This window comes from Streptomyces sp. NPDC039462 (assembly GCF_055639375.1).
In genome coordinates this window covers 24,715-47,824 of sequence record NZ_JBVKAO010000008.1, presented here as the reverse complement: position 1 = coordinate 47,824, position 23,110 = coordinate 24,715, and the positions used below count along the sequence as shown (strand labels likewise).

The 23,110-nt window shown below is 71.3% G+C and carries 18 protein-coding genes; 10 read left to right on the top strand and 8 right to left on the bottom strand.

The genetic code is table 11. The annotated features are described in order from the left end of the window. The first annotated feature begins 108 nt into the window (after window positions 1-108). From ACZ7LU_RS33465 to ACZ7LU_RS33455, 3 genes are read left to right on the top strand one after another with little or no spacing between them, the layout of a single operon-like run. Window positions 109-1,227, top strand: coding sequence for a 5-(carboxyamino)imidazole ribonucleotide synthase (locus tag ACZ7LU_RS33465; protein WP_398303783.1), 1,119 nt, complete (start codon window positions 109-111; stop codon window positions 1,225-1,227). Then, complete coding sequence (purE, locus tag ACZ7LU_RS33460; RefSeq protein ID WP_398303628.1) at window positions 1,224-1,757, top strand: 5-(carboxyamino)imidazole ribonucleotide mutase; 534 nt, start codon at window positions 1,224-1,226, stop codon at window positions 1,755-1,757. Before ACZ7LU_RS33465 ends, purE begins: the two co-directional genes overlap by 4 nt. Before the next feature lie 17 nt (window positions 1,758-1,774). Further along, the gene (locus tag ACZ7LU_RS33455) at window positions 1,775-2,968 is read left to right on the top strand and encodes a dipeptidase (RefSeq protein ID WP_471918875.1); all 1,194 of its coding nucleotides are present in this window, start codon (window positions 1,775-1,777) and stop codon (window positions 2,966-2,968) included. Window positions 2,969-3,072: 104 nt separating this feature from the next. On the opposite strand, the gene ACZ7LU_RS33450 is transcribed toward ACZ7LU_RS33455, so the two are convergent. Further along, complete coding sequence (locus ACZ7LU_RS33450) at window positions 3,073-4,230, bottom strand: acyl-CoA dehydrogenase (RefSeq protein WP_468087418.1); 1,158 nt, start codon at window positions 4,228-4,230, stop codon at window positions 3,073-3,075. Between the two features lie 176 nt (window positions 4,231-4,406). Between ACZ7LU_RS33450 and ACZ7LU_RS33445 the strand changes: the two genes are divergently transcribed. Beyond that, the gene (locus tag ACZ7LU_RS33445; RefSeq protein WP_398303663.1) at window positions 4,407-5,750 is read left to right on the top strand and encodes a UDP-glucose dehydrogenase family protein; all 1,344 of its coding nucleotides are present in this window, start codon (window positions 4,407-4,409) and stop codon (window positions 5,748-5,750) included. Between the two features lie 83 nt (window positions 5,751-5,833). Continuing rightward, window positions 5,834-6,229, top strand: a complete 396-nt coding sequence (locus ACZ7LU_RS33440) for a VOC family protein (protein ID WP_398303665.1) — start codon at window positions 5,834-5,836, stop codon at window positions 6,227-6,229. A gap of 40 nt (window positions 6,230-6,269) precedes the next feature. Here ACZ7LU_RS33440 and ACZ7LU_RS33435 read toward each other — a convergent pair whose 3' ends face one another. Next, the gene (locus tag ACZ7LU_RS33435) at window positions 6,270-7,436 is read right to left on the bottom strand and encodes a dipeptidase (RefSeq protein WP_471918874.1); all 1,167 of its coding nucleotides are present in this window, start codon (window positions 7,434-7,436) and stop codon (window positions 6,270-6,272) included. Between the two features lie 105 nt (window positions 7,437-7,541). Beyond that, window positions 7,542-8,897 carry an LCP family protein gene (locus ACZ7LU_RS33430; RefSeq protein ID WP_471918873.1) on the bottom strand — a complete coding sequence of 452 codons (1,356 nt, stop codon included), beginning with the start codon at window positions 8,895-8,897 and terminating at the stop codon, window positions 7,542-7,544. A 129-nt stretch (window positions 8,898-9,026) separates the two neighbouring features. Here ACZ7LU_RS33430 and ACZ7LU_RS33425 point away from each other — a divergent pair, with 129 nt between their 5' ends. Next, on the top strand, window positions 9,027-9,608 hold the full coding sequence (locus tag ACZ7LU_RS33425) for an acyl-CoA thioesterase (RefSeq protein ID WP_398303671.1): 582 nt from the start codon (window positions 9,027-9,029) through the stop codon (window positions 9,606-9,608). Between the two features lie 65 nt (window positions 9,609-9,673). Here ACZ7LU_RS33425 and ACZ7LU_RS33420 read toward each other — a convergent pair whose 3' ends face one another. Continuing rightward, window positions 9,674-11,161 (bottom strand): LCP family protein, encoded by a 1,488-nt coding sequence (locus tag ACZ7LU_RS33420; protein ID WP_468715531.1) that lies wholly within the window; start codon window positions 11,159-11,161, stop codon window positions 9,674-9,676. 148 nt (window positions 11,162-11,309) lie between these two features. Here ACZ7LU_RS33420 and ACZ7LU_RS33415 point away from each other — a divergent pair, with 148 nt between their 5' ends. Next, the gene (locus tag ACZ7LU_RS33415) at window positions 11,310-12,350 is read left to right on the top strand and encodes a glycosyltransferase family 2 protein (protein WP_398303675.1); all 1,041 of its coding nucleotides are present in this window, start codon (window positions 11,310-11,312) and stop codon (window positions 12,348-12,350) included. A gap of 81 nt (window positions 12,351-12,431) precedes the next feature. Here the strand turns inward: ACZ7LU_RS33415 and ACZ7LU_RS33410 are convergent, their stop codons facing one another. From ACZ7LU_RS33410 to ACZ7LU_RS33395, 4 genes are all read right to left on the bottom strand, one after another. Further along, window positions 12,432-14,096 (bottom strand): LCP family protein, encoded by a 1,665-nt coding sequence (locus tag ACZ7LU_RS33410; protein ID WP_471918872.1) that lies wholly within the window; start codon window positions 14,094-14,096, stop codon window positions 12,432-12,434. A gap of 86 nt (window positions 14,097-14,182) precedes the next feature. Beyond that, on the bottom strand, window positions 14,183-15,940 hold the full coding sequence (locus ACZ7LU_RS33405; RefSeq protein WP_468555942.1) for an LCP family protein: 1,758 nt from the start codon (window positions 15,938-15,940) through the stop codon (window positions 14,183-14,185). A gap of 225 nt (window positions 15,941-16,165) precedes the next feature. Further along, a complete protein-coding gene (locus ACZ7LU_RS33400) occupies window positions 16,166-17,473 on the bottom strand; it encodes an LCP family protein (protein WP_471918871.1) in 1,308 nt (435 codons plus the stop codon). Window positions 17,474-18,241: 768 nt separating this feature from the next. Then, window positions 18,242-18,991, bottom strand: coding sequence for a TIGR03089 family protein (locus ACZ7LU_RS33395; protein ID WP_471918870.1), 750 nt, complete (start codon window positions 18,989-18,991; stop codon window positions 18,242-18,244). Window positions 18,992-19,129: 138 nt separating this feature from the next. Between ACZ7LU_RS33395 and ACZ7LU_RS33390 the strand changes: the two genes are divergently transcribed. The 3 genes from ACZ7LU_RS33390 (at window position 19,130) to ACZ7LU_RS33380 (ending at window position 22,823) form a co-directional block, all read left to right on the top strand. Beyond that, a complete protein-coding gene (locus ACZ7LU_RS33390; RefSeq protein ID WP_471918869.1) occupies window positions 19,130-20,569 on the top strand; it encodes a peptidoglycan recognition protein family protein in 1,440 nt (479 codons plus the stop codon). Between the two features lie 104 nt (window positions 20,570-20,673). Beyond that, a complete protein-coding gene (gene manB, locus ACZ7LU_RS33385; protein WP_471918868.1) occupies window positions 20,674-21,756 on the top strand; it encodes a mannose-1-phosphate guanylyltransferase in 1,083 nt (360 codons plus the stop codon). A gap of 47 nt (window positions 21,757-21,803) precedes the next feature. Continuing rightward, the gene (locus tag ACZ7LU_RS33380) at window positions 21,804-22,823 is read left to right on the top strand and encodes a DNA-3-methyladenine glycosylase family protein (protein ID WP_471918867.1); all 1,020 of its coding nucleotides are present in this window, start codon (window positions 21,804-21,806) and stop codon (window positions 22,821-22,823) included. The last annotated feature ends 287 nt before the right edge of the window (window positions 22,824-23,110 follow it).

The window sequence follows — 23,110 nt, the reverse complement described above, 5'->3', positions numbered from 1 at the left end:
ACTGTGCCCGCCCTGTGACGACAGGCACCGTGAGGTGCTGGTTCCGGCCGTTGCGGGGTGGCCGATACCGGCCGATACCCTGGGGGCGTGACGTTCCCGGTAGTCGGCATGGTCGGCGGCGGTCAGCTCGCCCGCATGACCCACGAGGCGGGCATCCCCCTCGGCCTGAAATTCAAGCTCCTCAGTGACACCCCGCAGGATTCCGCGGCGCAGGTCGTCGGCGAAGTCGTGATCGGCGACTATCGCGACCTCGACACGCTGCGTGACTTCGCGCGGGGCTGCGATGTGATCACTTTCGATCACGAACACGTACCCACCGAGCATCTCCGGGCCCTGGAGGCGGACGGCATCCCCGTGCGCCCGGGGCCCGACGCGTTGGTGCACGCCCAGGACAAGGGCGTGATGCGCGAGAAGCTCACGGAGATCGGCGTGCCGTGCCCGCGCCACCGGATCGTGAGGGACCCGGCCGACGTGGCCGCCTTCGCGGCCGAGGGCGACGGGTTTCCGGTCATCCTGAAGACGGTGCGGGGCGGCTATGACGGAAAGGGGGTGTGGTTCGTACGTTCCGTCGAGGACGCCGAAGACCCCTTCCGGGCCGGTGTCCCGGTGCTCGCGGAGGAGAAGGTCGACTTCGTGCGCGAACTGGCGGCGAACGTCGTCCGATCGCCGCACGGCCAGGCCGTCGCCTACCCCGTCGTCGAGTCCCAGCAGGTCGACGGCGTCTGCGACACGGTCATCGCCCCGGCCCCCGGCCTGAGCGAGGCCCTGGCGGGCGAGGCCCAGGAACTGGCGCTGCGCATCGCCAAGGAACTCGGCGTCGTCGGCCACCTCGCGGTGGAGCTCTTCGAGACGCCCGACGGCCGCATCCTCGTCAACGAACTGGCGATGCGCCCGCACAACTCCGGCCACTGGACGCAGGACGGCGCGATCACCTCGCAGTTCGCCAACCACGTCCGCGCGGTCCTCGACCTGCCGCTCGGCGACCCGCGCCCGCGCGCCAAGTGGACCGTGATGGCCAACGTCCTCGGCGGGGACTACCCCGACATGTACGCCGCGTACCTGCACTGCATGGCCCGCGACCCGCAGCTCAAGATCCACATGTACGGCAAGGACGTGAAGCCCGGCCGCAAGGTCGGCCACGTGAACACCTACGGCGACGATCTGGACGAGGTCCTCGACCGCGCCCGCCACGCAGCCGGCTACCTCAGAGGAACGATCACCGAATGACCGCACCTGTTGTAGGCATCGTCATGGGCTCGGACTCCGACTGGCCCGTCATGGAGGGCGCCGCCAAGGCCCTCGACGAGTTCGAGATCCCCTTCGAGGTCGACGTCGTCTCCGCGCACCGCATGCCGCACGAGATGATCGCGTACGGCGAGCAGGCCGCGGACCGCGGCCTCAAGGCGGTCATCGCGGGCGCGGGCGGCGCCGCGCACCTGCCCGGCATGCTCGCCTCGGTGACCCCGCTGCCGGTCATCGGCGTGCCCGTCCCCCTGAAGTACCTGGACGGCATGGACAGCCTCCTGTCCATCGTGCAGATGCCCGCGGGCGTCCCCGTGGCGACGGTCTCGGTCGGCGGCGCGCGCAACGCGGGCCTGCTCGCGGCCCGCATCCTGGCGGCGCACGACCCCGAACTCCTCGCCCGCATGCGGGAGTTCCAGCAGGAGCTGAACGACCAGGCGACGGAGAAGGGCAAGCGGCTGCGCGCCAAGGTCGAGGGAGCGGGTTCCGGATTCGGCTTCGGCTCGGGGAAGTGACCGGCACAGTGACGGGTATGACGCATCCGGAGAAGCTGGAAGAAGCACGGGCCCTGCTCGCCGAGTTCCCCGTCGCCGACGGCCACAACGACCTGCCGTGGGCGCTGCGCGAGAAGGCCGGTTACGACATCGGCCGCCTCGACATCGCCGCCGACCAGACGGGCAAGCTCCACACGGACATCGCCCGGCTGCGCGCGGGCGGCGTCGGCGCGCAGTTCTGGTCGGTCTACGTCCGTACGGACCTGACCGGCGACGCCGCGGTCAGCGCCACGCTCGAACAGGTCGACTGCGTCGACCAGTTGCTCACGCGCTATCCCTCCGACCTGGCCCGGGCCCTGACCGCCGCGGACATGGAGAAGGCCCGGGGCGAGGGCCGCATCGCCTCCCTGATGGGTGCCGAGGGCGGCCACTCCATCAACAACTCCCTGGCCACGCTGCGGGCGCTGCACACGCTCGGCGTCCGCTACATGACCCTCACGCACAACGACAACATCGCGTGGGCGGACTCGGCGACGGACGATCCCGGCGTCGGCGGCCTCTCGCCCTTCGGCCGCGAGGTCGTGCGCGAGATGAACCGCATGGGCATGCTCGTGGACCTCTCGCACGTGGCGGCGACGACGATGCGGGCGGCCCTGGACACGTCGGTCGCGCCGGTCATCTTCTCCCACTCGTCCTCGCGGGCGGTGTGCGACCACCCGCGCAACATCCCGGACGACGTCCTGGAGCGGTTGTCGGGCAACGGCGGCGTGGCGATGGCGACGTTCGTCCCGAAGTTCGTCCTCCAGGCGGCGGTCGACTGGACCCTGGCCGCCGACGAGAACATGCGCGCGCACGGCTTCCACCACCTGGACACGACGCCGGAGGCCATGAAGGTCCACGCGGCCTTCGAGGAGCGCAACCCCCGCCCCGTCGCCACGGCCGCCACGGTCGCCGACCACCTCGACCACATGCGCGAGGTGGCGGGCATCGACCACATCGGCATCGGCGGCGACTACGACGGCACGGCGTTCACCCCGGCCGGCCTGGACGACGTGTCGGGCTACCCGAACCTGCTCGCGGAACTCCTGACCCGCGGCTGGTCCAAGCCCGACCTCGCGAAGCTGACGTGGCAGAACACGGTGCGGGTCCTCGGCGCGGCAGAGGACGTCTCACGGGACCTCCGGTCCCGCAGGGGCCCGTCGATCGCGACCCTGGAGCAACTCGACGGGTAGCTGTTTCCGCTGTGGGCAGGCGTTCCGCACGGCGGAACGGGTGGGCACAGCCCGAAGGCGCCGGGTGCTGGAAAGCAGGGTCCAGCCCCGGCGCCGGGGGAGCGTTACGGCAGGTTCCGCGCCATCACGATGCGCTGAACCTGATTCGTGCCCTCGTAGATCTGCGTGATCTTCGCATCACGCATCATGCGCTCGACGGGATAGTCCCGCGTGTACCCGTACCCGCCAAGGAGCTGCACCGCGTCCGTGGTGACCTCCATCGCCACGTCCGAGGCGAAGCACTTCGCGGCCGCACCCTGGAAGGTGAGGTCGCTGTCGCCGCGCTCCGACTTGGCGGCCGCCGCGTACGTCAGCTGACGCGCGGCCTCCACCTTCATCGCCATGTCGGCGAGCATGAACTGCACGCCCTGGAAGTCGCCGATCGGCTTGCCGAACTGCTTGCGCTCCTTGACGTACCCCTTGGCGTAGTCGAGGGCGCCCTGCGCGATGCCGAGGGCCTGCGCCGCGATGGTGATGCGGGTGTGGTCCAGGGTCTTCATGGCGGTCGCGAAGCCCGTGCCCTCCTCGCCGATCATGCGGTCGGCGGGGATGCGGACGTTGTCGAGGTAGACCTCGCGGGTGGGGGAGCCCTTGATGCCGAGCTTCTTCTCCGGCGCGCCGAAGGAGACGCCCTCGTCGCCCTTCTCGACGACGAACGCGCTGATGCCCTTGGAGCGCTTCTCCGGGTCGGTGACGGCCATCACCGTGTAGTACTCGGAGACGCCGGCGTTGGTGATCCAGCGCTTGACGCCGTTGAGCACCCAGTAGTCGCCGTCGCGCACGGCCTTGGTCTTCATGCCCGCCGCGTCCGAACCGGCGTCCGGCTCGGAGAGGCAGTACGAGAACATGCCCTCGCCGCCGGCCAGCGGCGACATGTACTTCTTCTTCAGCTCCTCGGAGCCGGAGAGGATGACGGGCAGCGAGCCGAGCTTGTTGACGGCCGGGATGAGGGAGGAGCTCGCGCAGACGCGCGCCACTTCCTCGATCACGATGACGGTCGCCAGCGCGTCGGCGCCCGCGCCGCCGTAGCACTCCGGTACGTGGACCGCGTGCAGGTCGTTGGCGACGAGCGCGTCGTGGGCCTCCTGCGGGAAGCGGGCCTCCTCGTCCACCGCGGCGGCGAACGGGGCGATCTTCGCCTCGGCCAGCGAGCGGATCGCGTCCCGGAGCATGTCGTGCTCCTCGGACGGGCGGTACAGGTCGAAATCAGCCGATCCGGCCAAGGTCTCTCACGCTCCAAGGATGCTAATTACCGTTAAGTAACCCAAATTTTAGTGGTGCCTCCGGCGCGAGGGATACGTGAGCTTGGCGACAGCGGGAATCGTGCCCGGTGAGAGGGCGGGACACGCGCGAACTATGCTCGTCAGCGCACTGAAGCCGCAGACCCCTGGAGCAGCGCATGGCCCTCAAGATCACCGTGATCGGCACCGGCTATCTCGGCGCCACGCACGCCGCGGCCATGGCCGAGCTGGGCTTCGAGGTGCTGGGTCTCGACGTCGTGCCCGAGAAGGTCGAGATGCTGCAGCGGGGCGAGGTCCCCATGTACGAGCCCGGCCTCGAAGAGCTCCTCCGCAAGCACGTCACGGGCATCGAGGGCTCCAGCGGCCGGCTGCGCTTCACGATGGACCCGGCGGAGGCCGCCGACTTCGGCGACGTCCACTTCATCTGCGTGAACACCCCGCAGAAGCACGGCGAGTACGCCTGCGACATGTCCTATGTGGACACCGCCTTCGAGTCGCTCGCCAAGCACCTCACCAGGGCGGCGCTCGTCGTCGGCAAGTCCACCGTCCCGGTCGGCAGCGCCGACCGGCTCGCGGCGCGCCTCGCGGAGCTCGCCCCGGCGGGCGACGAGGTCGAACTGGCCTGGAACCCGGAGTTCCTGCGGGAGGGCTTCGCCGTGCAGGACACGCTGCACCCCGACCGGATCGTGGTCGGCGTGCGCAGCGAGCGCGCCGAGAAGCTGCTGCGCGAGGTGTACGCGACACCGATCGCGGAGGGCTCGCCCTTCGTCGTCACGGACTTCCCGACGGCCGAGCTCGTGAAGACCTCGGCGAACTCGTTCCTCGCCACGAAGATCTCCTTCATCAACGCCATGGCCGAGGTGTGCGAGGCGGCGGGCGGCGACGTCGTGAAGCTGGCGGAGGCCCTCGGCCACGACGACCGGATCGGCAAGAAGTTCCTGCGGGCCGGGATCGGCTTCGGCGGCGGCTGTCTGCCGAAGGACATCCGGGCCTTCATGGCGCGCGCGGGCGAGCTCGGTGCCGACCAGGCCCTGACCTTCCTGCGCGAGATCGACTCCATCAACATGCGGCGGCGCGGCCAGATGGTCGAGATGGCGCGCGAGGCGCTGGGCGGCGGCTCCTTCCTCGGCAAGCGGGTCGCGGTCCTCGGCGCCACCTTCAAGCCGGACTCGGACGACGTGCGCGACTCCCCGGCCCTGAACGTGGCGGGACAGATCCACCTCCAGGGCGGCCAGGTCACCGTGTACGACCCCAAGGGCATGGTGAACGCCCGCAGGCTCTTCCCCACCCTCGGCTACGCGGACACGGCGCTGGACGCCGTCCGGGGCGCCGACGTCGTCCTGCACCTCACGGAGTGGCGCGAGTTCCGCGAGCTGGACCCGGCCGAGCTCGCCTCCGTGGCGGCCGCCCCCATCGTCCTCGACGGCCGCAACGCGCTGGACCCCGTGGCGTGGCGTGCCGCCGGCTGGACGTACCGCGCGATGGGACGTCCTGCGGCCTAGGGGTGATGATGGGGTGAGTGGGCACTCGTTCCGCCCCGGTGCTGATGCGCGCCGGGAGAGCACGAGAGACACGAGGAGACGAGATGGACACGACGGAACCCATCGCCCGGCTGCGCAACGTCGTCTTTGACTGCCCCGATCCCCGCGCCCTCGCCGAGTTCTACGCCGAGCTCATCGGCGGCACCATCGAGCAGGACGGCGACTGGGTCGACCTGGTGACGCCCGGCCGCGTCAAGGTGTCGTTCCAGAAGGTCGAGGACCTGCACCCGCCGGAGTGGCCGCGCGCCGACGTGAACGCGCAGCAGGTCCACCTGGACCTGGACGCGGGCCGCACCGTCGAGGAGCTCGACGCCGCCCAGGAGAGGGTGCTCGCGCTCGGCGCGCGCCCCCTCGACCTGGACGACGACGGCGGCAAGCGCGACTTCCGCGTCTACGCGGACCCGGTCGGCCACCCGTTCTGCCTCTGCAAGATCCCCTGACCCTGACCCTGACCCTGACTCCGGCCCCCGGGCCGGCAGGTCAGCCGTCCAAGCTGTCCCTCGTCGCCGTCGACGCGGGCCGCCGCTGCCTGGCAGCCCGCGCCGTGAAGTCCGCGCCGCGCAGGGCGCGTTGCACATTGCCCCAGGTGAGCAGCGCCAACTCGGCCTCGGGCCAGCCGCGTTCGATGAGCTCGGCGATCAGCCGCGGATAGCCCGACGGGTCGGGGAGCCCGTGCGGGTGCGCCTCGTAGGTGTCGTACGTCCCGGAGATCCCGACGCACTCCGGCCCCGCGACCCGGCGTACGTGATCGAGGTGGTCCGCCACCTCCCGCACCGAGGGGCCGGTCCGCTCGGCGGTCAGCGGCACGAGGCACAGGCCCTTGGCGGCGCCTACCGCGGCCAGCATCTCGTCCGTGAGGTTCGCCGGGTGGTCGTTCAGGGCGCGGGCCCCCGAGCGCATGAAGACCACCGGGGCCTTCGAGACGGCGAGCACCCGCCGCGCCGTCACCTCGGCCGCGCCGGACAGGTCCGCGAGGACCCCGAGCCGGTTCATCTCCCGGACGACCTCCTCGCCGAACGGGGTGAGGCCGCCCGCGCCGGCCCACGTCGTGCCGGAGAGGGTCACCACGCTCAGGCCGAGGCTGTGCAGCATGCGCAGGGTGCCCAGGGAGTCGCCGAGCGCGGTGCCGCGGGCCGGGCCGATGAGGGTGGCGATGCGGCCGCAGTTGCGCGCGTCGGCGGCCTCGGAGGCGTTGTGGGCCATCCGCAGGGCCTCGGGGTGGGCGGCGACGACCTGCTTCACGAGGTCGATCTGGTCGAGCGTGGCGCCGATGGTGCGGTCCACGTCGTCGGTGGCCTGCCCCTCGGGCACGTGCACGGACCAGAACTGCGCACCGACCCGGCCCCCGCGCAGCCGCGGGACGTCGCTCTCCAGGACGCTGTCGCCCGTCTCGAAGTCGTACCAGGCGAGCTGGCGCAGCGCCCAGGGCAGGCCGCTGTATCCGTCGGCGACCGGATGCGCGGCGAGCAGCGCGCGGGCCCGCTCGGCCGGATCGGCCGACTCGGCGCACCGGCCCGGCTCCGGTCGCGGTTCCGTGCCGGGCTCGGGCTCGTGGGCAGGATCGGGCTCGGTATCGGGCGGGACGAGGGGCGGGTCGAGCGCCCCCGCCTCGGCGGTGGTGTTCAGTTCCTCCTGCAGGTCTGCCATGGCGGGTGCTCCGGACGTCGGCGGGTGGCAGTTCGAATAAACCGTGGCACGGAGCGGCCACGGCTTCGCGGCGGACGGAGCGTTCGGGGTACCCGCCGGGTTCGGTTACCCGGAGACCGTGACCTTCTCGTCGTTGTTCAGCTGCTCGACGAGCTGCTTGACCTTGGCCTTGTCCCAGAGGACGTTGCCGCCCGCCATGCCGGCGATCGGGATGTTCATCGACTTGCCGTCGCCGCCGGTCACGCCCTTCATCGCCCAGAACATGGAGGCCACGTCGAACAGGCCCATGTCCTTGTCGACGATCAGGGTGTCCAGGCCCGCGCCCATCGTCGGGTAGAGCTTGAACGGGTTCATGACCGTGCCGGGCGTCGCGGCCTGGTTGGCGAGGGCCGCGAGGAACTTCTGCTGGTTCTTCGTGCGGTCCAGGTCGCTGCCGGGCAGCGCGTACCGCGTGCGGACGAAGGCGAGGGCCTGCTGGCCGTCGAGCGTCTGCTTGCCGGCCTCGAAGTCGGCGCCGGACTTCTTGTCCTTGAAGGCCTTGGGGATGTCCATCTCGACGCCGCCGACCGCGTCCACGATCTTGGCGAAGCCGCCGAAGCCGATCTCGGCGTAGTGGTCGATCCGGAGGCCGGTGTTGTACTCCACGGTCCGTACGAGGAGTTCGGGGCCGTCCTCCGCGTACGCGGCGTTGAGCTTCGTCTGGCGGCCCTGGTTCGGGTAGAGCTTGCCGGACTCGGCGCCCTTGAAGGAGGGGATCGTGACGTTCGAGTCGCGGGGCAGCGAGATCATGGTGTTCCCGCCGTCGTCCGCGACGTGCAGGATCATCATCGAGTCGGTGCGCTTGCCCTCGGCGGAGCCCGTGTGGAGCTCCTTCTTCTCCGCGTCGGACATGCCCTCGCGGCTGTCGGAGCCCACGATCAGGTAGTTCGTGCCCGCGCCGCCCTCGGGCCGCTCGATGACCTTGGAGAGGTCGACCTCCCGCTTGAGCTTGGAGTCGGCCCAGAAGTACGTGCCGACGGAGGTCACGACCAGCACGCTGATGAGCGTGATCGAGCCCCACTTGATGCGCTTGCGCCAGTTCGGCGCGGGGCGCCCGGCGCGCGCCGGGCGTCCGGGACCGCCGCCGCTGCCCCCGGCGGGCTGGCCGTAGACCTGGCCGGTGTTGTAGCCGCTGTCGTACGCGTTGTCGGGGCCCTGGCCGTACGGGTCCCGGCGCGGGGTGCGCGGCTCGAAGACCTCGTCGCGTGCGTCGCCGTACGGCTGCCCGTCGCCGTACTGCCGGTCGCCGTACCCGTCGTCGTACGCGGGCTGCTGCGGGACCCCGCCGGGCGGTGGCCCGGCCGGACGTGAGGGCCGGCCGCGCTGGACGTGCCGCATCGCGCGGGCTCCCTCGGGCTGGGAGTTCCCGCTGCCGCGGCCGTATCCCCGGCCGCCACCCTGATCGTCAGGCCAATCGCTCATGTGGCCCAGTGTGCCGCGCGGGGACCCGCGCCTTACAGGGCGGTCGGGAATTCGAGGCAGGGCTGTTGCAGAGCTGATGCAAAGCGACCGAGGAGAGGTCGGACATACGTCCGACATAGGGTGGAGGGCATGACAGACCAGGCTCCCCGTTCGGCAGCGTCCATTTCGGGGGAAACCGACCGGACCCCCGGGGCGATTCCGGGCAAGCCGACCTCGGCGTCCCGCACCACGCTCAGCCACATCATGACCCACAGCGACACCAACCTCCTCGGCACGGTGCACGGCGGCGTGATCATGAAACTGGTGGACGACGCGGCGGGAGCCGTCGCCGGACGCCACTCGGGCGGGCCCGCTGTCACCGCCTCGATGGACGAGATGGTCTTCCTCGAGCCGGTCCGCGTGGGCGATCTGGTTCATGTGAAAGCCCAGGTCAACTGGACCGGACGCAGCTCCATGGAGGTCGGCGTCCGGGTCCTCGCCGAGCGCTGGAACGAGTCGACGCCCGCCCAGCAGGTCGGCTCGGCCTACCTGGTCTTCGCGGCGGTCGACGCCGACGGCAAGCCCCGCACGGTCCCGCCGGTCGTCCCCGAGACGGACCGCGACCGCCGCCGCTACCAGGAAGCCCAGATCCGCCGCACCCACCGCCTGGCCCGCCGCCGGGCGATCAAGGAGCTGCGGGAGGCCCGGGCCGCCGAGGGCTTCGACGACTGAGGCGACTGAGGCACCCGGCGGTCGCGGCCCGGGCGCCCGAAAAGGCCCGCCCGGAGCGCGCGCCGCTACGGGCAGACCACCTGATCCCCGGTGACCGCCCCGAACTCGCCCTGCTGGACGTCCTCGGCCCGCACCGGCCGCACCGCCCTGAAGTCCTTGCCCGCGATCACCTTCAACGTCGCGCCCTGCCCGGGCACCTGCCGCATCTCGCACCCCGGCAGGGCCGTGGCCAGCGTCTTCGCCGACCGGTCCCACCGCGGGTCGAACGCGACGACGGTCCGCTCGACGGGCCTCGCCGGGGCGCCCGGCACGTTCCCCGGCACCCCCGTCGTCCGGAAGCCGGTCGCCCGCAGCCCCGCGTCGACCTGCTGACCGAGTCCCGGCGCCCCGGTGCCGTTGTCCACCTGGACCCGGATCTGCTGCGGGGCGACATCGACCAGCGTGCCCTTGGCCCGGACCCGGTGGGGCGCGAGCGGCCGGTCCTCGCGCAGCGCCTGGAACAGCCGCGCGGACTTCTCCGGGTGCCACTTCAGCGTCGAGCCGATGCCCGGCACGACCTGCCCCTGGGGGGCCAGCGGCACGGTCGTGAACTCCGACGACGACGGCGAGAAGCCCCGCATCGCCCGCCCGAGATCCAGCATCTCGTCCGTGCCGAAGCCGCCGTCCGCCCGCACCGAGCCGAGCAGCGTCCGCGTCACGTCGCCGAACTTGACCGGGTTCAGCAGGACACCGCCGCTCGTCGCCTTCGCGATCAGCGCCGCGAGGAAACGCTGCTGGCGCTGCATGCGGCCCAGGTCGGACGCCCCGTCGACGTACCGGGAACGGACGTACTGGAGCGCCTCGCCGCCGTTCATGAGGTGGGTGCCCTCGCCCAGGCTGAGCCCGGTGTGCGAGTCCTTCAGCGGCCGCGTCGTGCAGATCTCCACGCCGCCGAGCACGTCCACGGTCTTCATGAAGCTGAGGAAGTCGACCTCCAGGTAGTGGTCGATCTTGACCTTCGTCATGTGCTCGACGGTGCGCACGGTGAGGTTCGGGCCGCCCTCCGCGTAGGCCGCGTTGAGCTTGTTGGGGTGCGCGCGGTGGTTCTTGCGGGTGGTCTGGTCGGTGTGCGCGGGCAGATCGGCGTAGCTGTCCCGGGGCAGGCTCACGACGCTCGCGCGGTTCCGGTCCTCGGAGATGTGCACGATCATGATCGTGTCCGTGCAGTGGCAGGGGGCGCCGCCGAGGCGGTACTTCTGCTTCTCCTCGGGCGTGATCTTGTCGCGGCCGTCCGTGCCGACGAGCAGCACGTTCATGCCGTTGCCCTGCTTGGGCCTGTTCTTCATGTCCCGGAAGGCGTCCACCCGCCTGATGCCCGTGTCGAGGCTCGTGACCACGGAGTGCCCGATGCCGGCCGCGACAAGGACCGCCACGGACAGCCCGGTCACCACCCGCTTCACCCAGCGCGGCCGCTTCCCCCGCCCCGCGCGCTTCCGGACGGGCCTTCTGTCCGGTGGGCCCGGTGGGCCGGGGCGGCGCGGTCGTGGCGTGGGGGAGCGGGGCGGTGTGGGCACGTTGGGGAGCACCTCCGCGTGACGGGCCGTGGCGCGGGCGTGGACGAGCCGGTGACCCGAGAAACGTAAGCCCATACGAAATGCGGCCCGGGGTAGCGACCCGGACGGCGCGCACCCGTGTCCCCCATTCGCGGTAACGTGACGCGTGATGAACGCGAAGTCCGAGGCGCAGCCTCCAGCCGTATCCGTGATCATGCCGGTCCTCAACGAGGAGCGGCACCTGCGCGAGGCCGTGCACGCGATCCTGCAGCAGGAGTACGCGGGCGAGATGGAGGTCGTCGTCGCGCTCGGCCCCTCCACCGACCGCACGGACGAGATCGCCGCGGAGCTCGTCGCGGAGGATCCCCGGGTGCACACGGTCCCCAACCCCACGGGGCGCACGCCGGCGGCGCTCAACGCCGCGATCAAGGCGTCCCGCCACCCGATCGTGGTACGCGTCGACGGCCACGCCGCCCTCTCGCCGGGCTACATCACGACGGCCGTCCGCCTCCTGGAGGAGACCGGCGCGATGAACGTCGGCGGCATCATGCACGCCGAGGGGCAGAACGACTGGGAGCACGCGGTCGCCGCCGCCATGACGTCGAAGATCGGCGTGGGCAACGCCGCCTTCCACACCGGCGGCGAGGCCCAGCAGGCCGAGACCGTCTATCTCGGCGTCTTCCGGCGCGAGGCCCTGGAGCAGCAGGGCGGGTACAACGAAGAGTTCATCCGCGCCCAGGACTGGGAGCTGAACTTCCGCATCCGCGAGGCCGGCGGCCTGATCTGGTTCTCGCCCGAGCTGAAGGTCTCGTACCGCCCCCGCCCGAGCGTCAAGGCCCTCGCCAAGCAGTACAAGGACTACGGCCGCTGGCGCCACGTCGTCGCCCGCTACCACGAGGGCTCCATCAACCTCCGCTACCTCGCGCCGCCGACGGCGGTCTGCGCGATCGCGGCGGGCGTCGTCGTGGGCGCGGCCCTCACCCCGTGGGGCTTCGTCGTCCCCGGCGGCTACCTCGCGGCGATAGTCGCCGGCTCCGTCCCCGCGGGCAAGGGCCTGCCGCTGAAGGCCCGCCTGCGGATCCCGGTGGCGCTCGCGACCATGCACATGTCGTGGGGCTGGGGCTTCCTCACCAGCCCGCGCTCGCTCGCCAAGAAGGTCATCGCTTCGCGCCGCCCGGCCGTGCTCGGGGAGACCCAGCGGGCCGCCTGATACGCGTACGCGAAGAGGGCCCCGGCACGAGCCGGGGCCCTCTTCGCGTCCTTGCGGGGCCTTCTCACTGCTCCCGTGCGGCTACCAGGTGAAGGCAGGGTCCACCTTCATGCACGCCTTCTTGTCGGACCCGCTGAGCGCGTCCGCCGAGTCCGGCGTCGTGTCGTCCTTCTTCTTCGCCTTGGGCGGGGCGTCGCCCTCGCGCCAGTCGGCGCCGACGACCAGCGTCACCCCGGAGACGTCCGTCGACTTCTTCGCCGCGCTCAGCGGAAGACCGAGCGACTTGGCGATCCGCTGGGCATCGCCCTCCAGCTCCTTGCTGGGGTAGCGGACGACCGTCTTCTTCTCGGCGAGCGCCGTCGCGGAGTCCGGTGTCGCCTTCGTGAAGCCCTTGCCGACGAGGAGCTGCGCCACCGTGCTCGCCCGGCCGCTGACCGGCGGCTCCACGTCGCTGCGCGTGCCGTTCTGGACCTGCACCGCGATCTTGTCGTCCGCGGCCGCCGGGTCGTCCGACGGCTTCTCCTTGGCCGGCTTCTTCTTGCCCTTGCCGTCCAGGGGGATGTCGTCGCGTACGAGACGGAACAGCTGCTCGGCGTCGCCGGGCTTGGGGATCACGCGCGCGCCGACGTACTCGAACGGCATGGTCGTCATCGTCGTGCGCGACGGCGGGACCTTCTTGAGCTCGTTGCCGAGGTCGTACAGCTTCTTGAGGTTGCCGAGGCCGTCGTCGACCTTCAGCGCCCTCGTCGCCTTGTCGGCGAGCTTGCGCAGCTGGTTCGGGCTGGTCAGGCCGGTGTTCTCGCGGAGCTTGCGGACCAGCGCGTTCATGTACATGTGCTGGGCCTTGGCGCGGCTGATGTCGGTGCCGCCCTCGAAGCCGTAGCGGGTGCGCAGCCACTGCAGGGCCTGCTCGCCCTGGATCTCCGTGGTGCCCTTCTTCAGCTTCAGGCCCGAGCCCTTGCCCGTGCTGGTGCGCGAGTGGATGTTCTTGTCCACGCAGACCGGCACGCCGCCGATGGCGTCCGCCATGGAGACCACACCCGCGAAGTCGACCATCATGAAGTGGTTGATGTGGATGTTGGTGAGCTTCTCCCAGGTGGCGACCGTGCAGCCGGGGCCGCCGCGGCCCAGGGACTCGTTCGTCATGTACCGCGGCCCGGTCTCGGGATAGACCTTGCCGTCGGGGTCCGTGCACTTGGGGATCTGGAGCAGGGTGTCGCGCGGCATGCTGATCACGGACATGTTGCTGCGGTCGGCCGAGAGGTGGAGCAGCATCTGCACGTCCGCGAGCGGCGGCGAGCCGAAGGTGTCCTTCGCGCCGCCGAGCTTCTGGTTCGCCTTGGAGTCCCGCGCGTCCGACCCGATGAGCAGGATGTTCAGGGGCGTCTGCCCGGCGGCGTTGGGCGTGGGCTCGGGGGCCCGGTGCTCGCCGAGGTTCAGGTCGTCCGTCTCGATGTTGCCGTTGAGGTACTGGTAGTAGAGGTATCCGGCGCCGGCCGTGCCGAGTATCAGCACGGACAGGACCGTCGCCGACCAGCGCAGTATGCCGCGCTTGCGGCGCGGCGGCCGCTCGCCGCCGCTCGTGCCGCGCCGGTGCCGGCCATTGCCCTCCGGCGGCTCGCCGCCGCCTTCCGCGGGCTTGCCGGAGCCCGCCGCGCCGTCGCGCGCACCGCCGCTCCGACCGCGATCACTCGCGCGCGGGGCACGCCGTCGCGCCCCCTCCTTACGCACGCTGTCCTGCCTCATCCCCAGCCCCTCCCCGCCCCGTTCCTGAACTGCGGCCGTTCCACGGCGCCTTGGCGCATTGTTAGACGTAGAACAACCGCTTCAGGTCACTCGGCACACACAGTCTTGTCCGCTTCGACCTTCTTCAGGTCCTTCGGCGCCTTCGTCGGTGCATCAATGGGCACCCCCGCGCCCTTGAAGTCGCCACCGAGTGTCAGCTTCATGGTCGGGAGACCCTGTGCGTTCTTCTCGCTCTTGCCCGGCTTCAGGGCGCCGCCCGAAAGACCCATGATGTCGGCGAGCCGACGGGCCTGGTCGGCCTGGTCCGGCGCGTACTCGAGCGTCGTCTTCTTGATGACCGAGGGCGCGTTCCCCAGTTGGCTGGACTTGAGCACGCCCTCAGTGTTCTGCAGCCACGTGAGAGTTGTCTGAGCGGCGCCGGTCTTGCCGCTGCCGTTGTAGATGTCGACCCGCACGTCGGCGGCGTCGGCCTTGGGGCCCTTGAGGCGGGCGGCCACCGCGGCCTTCTCCTTCTTCTGCTTCTGCTTCACCGCGGTCAGCGACTCGTCGGCCCGCATCATCGCGAAGAGCTGCTCGGCCTTGCCCGGGGCGGGCACGACCGTGGTGTGCACCTTCTCGGCGGGGTTGTCGATGACCGGCACCGTGGTGAAGCTCAGGTTCTTCATGTCGAGCTTGCCGAGCTCCATGCCGAGGTTCTTGAGCTTCATGATGTCGGCGATCTTGGAGTCGACGGTGAGGGCCTCGGTGCCCGCCTCCGCGAGGCTGAACATCTTCTTCGGGTTGGAGAGGGTGTCGCTCGACTTGAGCTTGCGCATCAGGGAGCTGAGGAACTGCTGCTGCAGCTCGATGCGGCTCAAGTCGCCGCCGTTGCCCACGGAGTGGCGCGTGCGGACGAACGCGAGCGCGTCCTCGCCCTCGATCGTGTGCTTGCCCTTGGCCAGCTTCAGATGTGACTTGGGGTCGTCGATGTCCTTGGCCAGACAGACCTCGACGCCGCCGACGGCGCTGGAGAGCGTCTTCACCGCGTTGAAGTCGGCCACCATGAAGTGGTCGGGCGTGATTCCGGTGATCGCCTTGACCGTACGCATCGTGCAGCTGGGCGTGCGGTCGTTCTGGCCGAGGCTCTCGTTGAAGCGGGCGTTCGGCGTGCCGGGGATCCTCTTCGTGCTGCCGTCCTCCTGCTTCGTCGGGCAGTCCGGGATGTCGACGATCATGTCGCGCGGGATGCTCAGCGCGGTCGCGTTCGTCCGGTCCTTGGAGACGTGCAGCAGGATCGTCGTGTCGGCGTGCCCGGCACTGCCCTCGTCGCCGTACCCCTTGTTGCCGCTGCCGCTGCGCTTGTCGGTGCCCATCACCAGGATGTTGATGGCCCGGTCCTTGCTGAAGCCGCCGGTGCCCGCGCCGTCATCGTCTATCGACGTGATGTTGTCGTTGAGGTGCTGGTAGTAGAGGTAGCCGCCGGTGCAGCCCGCGACGAGCAGGAAGGCCAGCGTGCCGCCCGTCCAGACCAGGACCTTCTTGCCCTTGGTGGTCTTCTTGCCCTTGGACTTGCGCGGATTCTGCTTGCGCCGGCCGCCGCCCCCCGGCTCCGGCTCCTTGACGCGCCGTCTGCGCTGCCCGGGCACCTCGCGGCGCTCGTCGCGCTCGCCCTGACCGGGGCGCTCGCGCCCCGGCGCCGAGCGGCCGCGGCCGCCCTGACGGGGTGACGAAGCACGGGGTTTCGGGACCGCCGACTGCCCTGCGGAAGGGCTCAGTCGCAGTTCGTAATCGCCGGTGTCCGGGTTGAGCACCCACTGGTCTGCGGGGTCGATGTTCTCTGCCCGCCCACGGCCTTGCGCGTCCACGGTTTTCTGCGTCCTCCGTCGGGGCCACGCGGCGCCTTTCCCCCCTCAAGAAGGCGCTCGGTCAGTCGTTCCAGCGGTGCGTGGCCGAAAGGCCCGGCGCACCGGATCGCTCACACTATCCGCCCAGTTCAGCGCCGAGCGACGCCGGTGACAAATTCCACTCCCCTACAACTGGGCAATCCGCCCTATTTCTTAGTGGCGCGCGGCGTTCCCTTGGGGATCGTTTTACTCACAGGTGGAGCGTGCGGCCGTGTTGCCCCGGAATGTCGGCGCGGGGGAGGGCGTATGCGAGGGGTCGTCCGGCTTCTCGTCGCTCCAGGACTCACCGCCCCCGCCGTACTCGTCCTCGTACCCTTCTTCGCCGGAGGCCTCCTCGCCGGAGGCCTCCTCGCCGGAGGCCTCCTCCCCGGAAGGCTCCTCCTGCGCCTGCCCGGCGGGCTGGTGCGGGGCCACCTCGACCGGGGTGTCGGTGCGCAGCCGCGTGAAGAGCTGTTCCGCGGCGGGTTCGACGAGCTCGTCGCGATTGGCGTCGTAGGTGTACGACTGCCGGGGGACCGTGAGGAACTGCACCCGTTCTGTGGGGATATTGCGCATCCCGCGCACCAGTTCGTACAAACCCCGCAGACTCGCGAGTGCGGGGTCGGTCGTCAGCGAAGAAGTCGCCGCGTCGAGAACCGGATAGAGCTTCGTCGGATTCAGCAGGACGTCATTGCTCTGCACCTTGTTGACGAGCGCGGCGAGGAACTCCTGCTGGCGGTCCATCCGCTCGGTGTCGCTGCCATTGCCGAGGCTCTTGCGGGCGCGTACGTAACCCAGCGCCTGTTCGCCGTCGAGCGTCCGCAGCCCCGGCGCGAGCTTCACGTGCGCGTCGCTGTCGTCGATCGGCGCCCGCAGGCAGACCTGTACGCCGTCGACCGCGTCGACCATGTCCTTGAACCCGGCGAAGTCCACGACCATGTGGTGGTCGACACGGATCTTGGTGAGCTTCTCGACGGTACGAATGGTGCAGGCCGTCCCGCCGAGCTGGAACGCCCAGTTGAACTGGGCGAAGCGGGGCTCGGCCCGGGAGCCGTCCGTGCCCCGGCAGCCGGGGATCTCCACCATCAGGTCGCGCGGGATCGACACGGCGGTCGCGCTCCGCCGGTCGGCCGCCAGGTGCAGCAGGATCGTGGTGTCCGAGCGCTGGGTGCCGGGGTCCTTGCCGTACTTGCTGTTGTCCGGCCCCGCGCGGGTGTCGGAGCCGAGCAGCAGGATGTTCTGGGCGCCCCGCACCAGCGCGGTCGGGCGCTCCTTCTCGAAGCGGGCCAGCTCGGCGGCCGCGTCCGTGTCCTTGGTGATGTTGCCGTTGAGCTTCTCGTACGCCAGCCAGCCCACGCCGCCCGCACCGAGCACGACGACGGCTGCGCCGAGCGCGGTGTAGCGCAGCCAGCGATGCCTGCGCCGCGCGACCCCCACCCCACTGGGACTCGCCCCCGCCCCCGGCCCGTACGCCGCCTTCGACGCCCCCGTCTCCCCGCCCCCTCCGGAAGGCATCCCTGCGTCCTCGGTCACGTGAGCGTCCACCCCTCATGGCTCCGTCGGTGCATGGCCCGTACCGACGACCATGCCCCCCCAACCGCCCCCGGGCCTCCGGACCCACACCACCCGTGCGCCGAACGGGGGATTTATCGGGACTGGGGTGGGGCGGGGGCTGTGACATGTGCGGCTGCGCCGCGCGGGCGCGACCGGGCAGGCGAGCCGGGCCGCAGCTGGCGACGAAGGGGCAGCGATCTGAGGGGCGCGGGGAACTGCGCGATCAGCCACGACGGGCCCGCACCCGAAAGAGGAGCCCTGCGGCAGGTGGTGTGCCGGGGGCCGGTCCAGGGGTGCGGGACCGGTGAGATGCGCGGCTGCGCCGCGTGGGCGCGACGGGCGGTCGAACCGGCCCGCAGCCAGCGACGAAGGGGTAGCGACCTCAGGGGCGCGGGGAACTGCGCGATCAGCCACGACGGGCCCGCACCCGAAAGAGGAGCCCTGCGGCAGGTGGTGTGCGGGGGGCCGATCCAGGGGTGTGGGACCGGTGAGATGCGCGGCTGCGCCGGGTGGGCGCGACGGGCGGTCGAACCGGCCCGCAGCGGGCGACGAAGGGGTAGCGACCTCAGGGGCGCGGGGAACTGCGCGATCAGCCACGACGGGCCCGCACCCGAAAGAGGAGCCCTACGGCAGGTGACGAGCCGGGGGCTCGTCCAGGGGCGCGGGGAACTGCGCGACCAGCCACCCCGAACCCGCACCCGAAAGAACCCCCCCCAGGCCCCCGGCCAGTCACCGCAAGGTGACAGTCACCCGCTCATCCGCCACCCGCTTCCCCACCCCTTCCCCCGAAGCATCAAGATGCCGGCACAGCACCACAGACCCACCCACAGCCAACGCCCCGTACAACCCCGCGACAAGCCCCTCCCACGAGTCGTACGGCAGCCCCGAAAGAACACGCGACCCGGGCCCCAGCCCGAGGGCCCCCGCCTCGGCACGCGCCCGCTCCACCGCCTCCGCCCCCGTCAGCTCGACCCCGCCCACCACGAGGGCGACCTCGTCAGGATCCACCGGCGCGTACGGAGCGAATTGATCCCCCTGCCCCGGCACCTCGACCGCGTAATCGGCGAAGCCCTCCGGCGGCTGCGGAAAACGCCCGCCGAGCGGCCGCAGCGCGAGCGCCACCCGCTCCCCGGAGCAGGCACGCGCGGCATCGAGCGAGTCGGGCCCGCTGACGACGAGGTCGGCCGACGCCGGATCGCCGCCCACGTCCGCGACCACGCCCACCGACGAACAGGCGAGCAGCCACACCGCCGTCTGCCAGTGCGCGGGCAGCAGCAGGACGGCCCGGTCGCCGGGCTCGGCGGCGAGATCGCCCTGGAGCAGATTGGCGGTCTTGGCCACCCAATTGGCGAAGGTGGCCACGGACAATTCCACGCGTTCACCGGTGGCGTCGTCGTAGAAGGTGACAAGGGGCCGGCCCGGGTCCGAGGCGAGCGCGGATCGCAGCAGGTCGGCAGGGGTGCGGTCGTTGGCGTTCACGGGCGCAAGGGTACGCGGGCGTCCGCGCGCCCCCCGGCGTGGCGGGGGAGCGGGAACGCCGGGAACCCCCGCTCCGGGCCGACGACCCGTCAGTTCCCCAATGGACAGATATGTGTCGTTATGTCAACGATCAGCTGTATGCGTGGACTTCTAGCTTCCTCGATCGGCGTCACGTGCGCGGCCGCCCTCACCCTGCCCCTGACCCTGCCGGCGTCCGGCGCCAGAGCCGCGACGTCGTCCGGCGTACCGTCGGCCGCCGGGCCCGCAGCGGAGGGGATCCCCGGCAGCACCCAGTCCCTCCCCCTCGCCCCGCTCGCCTCCGACCGCTCCCTCGGCCCGGCCGGGGCGAGCGAGCAGGGTGTGGCCCGGCGCGACGTCCGCCCCTTCTCCCTGGTGGGCGTCGTCTGGAACGACCCTGACGTGGACCTGCACGGCACCGTCCAGGTCCGCACCCGCGCGGTCGGCACCACCACCTGGTCCGGCTGGCAGAGCGTCGAGACCCACAACCACGAACACGCCGCCGACCCCGGCACCCCCGAACGCGGCTCCGGCGCGGTCCGCGGCTCGACCGCACCCCTGTGGGTCGGCGCCTCGGACGGCGTCGAGATCCGCGTACGGGCGGAACGCCACTCACCCACGGACCGCACCGCCACCGCACACCCCGATACCGCCACCGCACACCCCGACGCCCCCTCCACCACCTCAACCCCCTCCGAAAACGGCCTGCTCCCCGAAGGACTGCGCCTCGAACTCGTCGACCCGGGCGACGAGCCCCCGCCGCAGGGCGCCACCCAGGTCCTCGACGCACCGCGGACCAGCGTGCTGTCCGCCGAGAGCGCCGCGGCCTCCGCCGTCAACGCGGACCTCGCGCCCCTCGACGCCGCGGCCATCCCCGAACTGACGAAGCGGCAGACGGAGGAGGACCTGATCGCCGCCCGCGGCGGACCCGACGCCGTCGGCAAGGCGCGCCCGTACGTCGGCCCGCGCCCGCGCATCATCACGCGCAAGGGCTGGGGCGCCAACGAGAAGCTCCGCGAGAAGAACTTCGCGTACACGAAGACCGTGAAGGTCGCCTTCGTGCACCACAGCGCGTCCGGCAACCGCTACCGCTGCTCGCAGGCCGGATCCGTGCTGCGGAGCATCTACCGCTACCACGTCAAGAGCGGCGGCTGGCGTGACCTCGGCTACAACTTCGCGGTCGACAAGTGCGGAAACATCTACGAAGGACGTGCCGGAGGTGTGGCCAAGCCGGTCCTCGGGGCCCACACTCTCGGATTCAACAGCAACAGCACGGGCATCGCCGTCATCGGCTCGTACAGCACCGTCAACCCGCCGAAGGCGGCCGTCAAAGCCGTCGCCCGGCTGACCGCGTGGAAGCTCGGCCTGTACGGCGGCAACCCGCGCGGCACCACATACCTGAAGTCGGGTGGGGGCAATCTTTACAAGAAAGGCAGGAAAGTCCGGCTCCAGGTGATCTCTGGGCATCGGGACGGGTTCCGCACCGAGTGCCCCGGTAGGCGCCTTTACCAGAAGCTCGGCACGACCCGCTCGACCTCGGCCCGACTCCAGGGCCGCTGAGCTCCGAGGCACCGCGCGAACTGCACGATCTGCAAATCCGTCTGCATACACTGGCCGGCCGAAACTCAAGTTCGGCCGGCCCCAGCAGGAAGCAGAGACGACAGGTGACAGAAGCGATCCTCCTGGTCGGCGGCAAGGGAACCCGGCTGCGGCCCCTCACGGTGCACACGCCCAAGCCGATGGTCCCGGCGGCGGGCGTCCCGTTCCTCACCCACCAGCTGGCGCGGGCCCGCGCGGCGGGCGTGGAGCACATCGTCCTCGCCACCTCCTACCTCGCCGAGGTCTTCGAGCCGTACTTCGGGGACGGCTCGGCGCTCGGCCTCCACATCGAGTACGTCACGGAGACCGAGCCCCTCGGCACCGGCGGCGCCATCCGCAACGTGGCCGCGCGCCTGCACTCGGACCCCGACGACCCGGTCCTCATCTTCAACGGCGACATCCTCACGGGCCTGGACATCCGCGCCCTCGTCGCCACGCACGAGAGCTCGGGCGCCGACGTCTCCCTGCACCTCACGAAGGTCGACGACCCGCGCGCCTACGGCCTGGTCCCGACCGACCCGTCCGGCAGGGTCACCGCCTTCCTGGAGAAGCCGCAGACCCCCGAGGAGATCGTCACCGACCAGATCAACGCGGGCGCGTACGTGTTCCGGCGCTCGGTCATCGACACGATCCCCGCCGGGCGCCCCGTCTCCGTCGAGCGCGAGACCTTCCCCGGTCTCCTCGCCTCCGGCGCCCACCTCCAGGGCATGGTCGACTCGACGTACTGGCTGGATCTGGGGACACCCCAGGCGTTCGTACGCGGCTCCGCGGACCTCGTCCTCGGCCGCGCGCCCTCCCCGGCGGTCCCCGGCCGCTGCGGCGACCGGCTGGTCCTGCCCACCGCCTCCGTCGCCCCCGACGCGAAGCTCACCGGCGGCACGGTGGTCGGCGAGAACGCGCGCGTCGGCGAGGGCGCCCGGATCGCCGGCAGCACGATCCTCGCCGGAGCGGTCGTCGAACCCGGCGCGGTCATCACGGACTCCCTGATCGGCGCGGGCGCGCGGATCGGCGCCCGCTCGGTGCTCTCGGGGACGGTGATCGGCGACGGCGCGACCGTCGGCGCCGACAACGAACTGCGTGCGGGCGTACGCGTCTGGTGCGATGCCACACTCCCGGCGGGCGCGGTCCGCTTCTCCTCGGACCAGTAGGACGACTCCGGCGCGGATGCGGCCCGCCGTCCCCTACCCTCGTACAGATGTCATCCCGTTTCGCCCCGCGCCCCACCCGCACCACCGTGCGCGGCGGCGAAACGGCGATCCCCGCGACAGCCGCGCCCCACGGCGTCCCGCGCCCTTCGACGGCCACGCACACCCGCACCTGGCGGCCGCCCTACCCGCTGGACCTCCGCCTCACCCTCGGCCCGCTGCGCCGCGGCCCGGCGGATCCCGCCTTCCGTACGACCCCCGACGGCTCGGTCTGGCGCGCCAGCCGCACGCCGGAGGGCCCCGGCACCCTCCGGGTCGCCCTGCGCTCCGGATCCGTGGAGGCGGAGGCCTGGGGGCCGGGCGCGACCTGGCTCCTCGACCGACTGCCCGAGATGCTGGGCGCGTCGGACGACCCCGGTGCGTTCGTCCCGCGCCACCGCCTGATCGCCGCGACGGTCCACCGGCGGCCCGGCCTGCGACTGACCCGTACGGGACTGGTCCTGGAGTCCCTGATCCCGTCGATCCTGGAACAGAAGATCACGACGGACGAGGCCTACCGCGCCTGGCGCCTCCTGCTCCGCAAGTACGGCGAGCCCGCGCCGGGCCCCACGCCCGCGGAGGCCCGCATGCACGTGATGCCCGAGCCGCGCACCTGGGCCCTGATCCCCTCCTGGGAGTGGCACAAGGCGGGCGTGGACAACAAGCGGGCCTCCACGATCCTGCGCGCCGTGGCCTGCGCGGCCCGCCTTGAAGAGGCGTCGTCCATGGCCCCGCCAGAGGCCCAGGCCCGCCTGGAACTGATCCCGGGCATCGGCCCCTGGACCTCGGCGGAAACGGTCCAGCGCAGCCACGGTGCCCCCGACGCGGTCACCGTCGGCGACCTCCACCTCCCGGGCATCGTCGGCTACGCCCTGGCGAACAACCGAGACGCCACCGACCCCGAAATGCTCGCCCTCCTCACCCCCTACACCCCCCAACGCCACAGAGCCACCCGCCTCATCTACCTAAGCGGCCGAACCCCACCCCGCAGGGCCCCCCGAATGCGCAAAACAAACATCGCCACGTGGTAACCCCCTCCACCGAAGGACCACTTGAGGCCAGGGGCCTCAGGCCGGTGACTCAAAGCTGAGGGCTCAGGCCCGGGGCCTCAGGCCGGTGGCTCAGGGCGGGGGCCCAGGCCCGGGGCCTCAGAGCCGAGGGCTCAGGGCGGGCGCTCAGTGCCGGGGGCCAGGGCGGGGGGCTCAGGGCCAGGGGTTCAGGGGCGCGGGGAACTGCGCAAAAAACCCACGACCCGCACCCGAAAACCCGCCGGGATGGGGGCGACTCCAGGGGCGCGGGGAACTGCGCAAAAAAACCA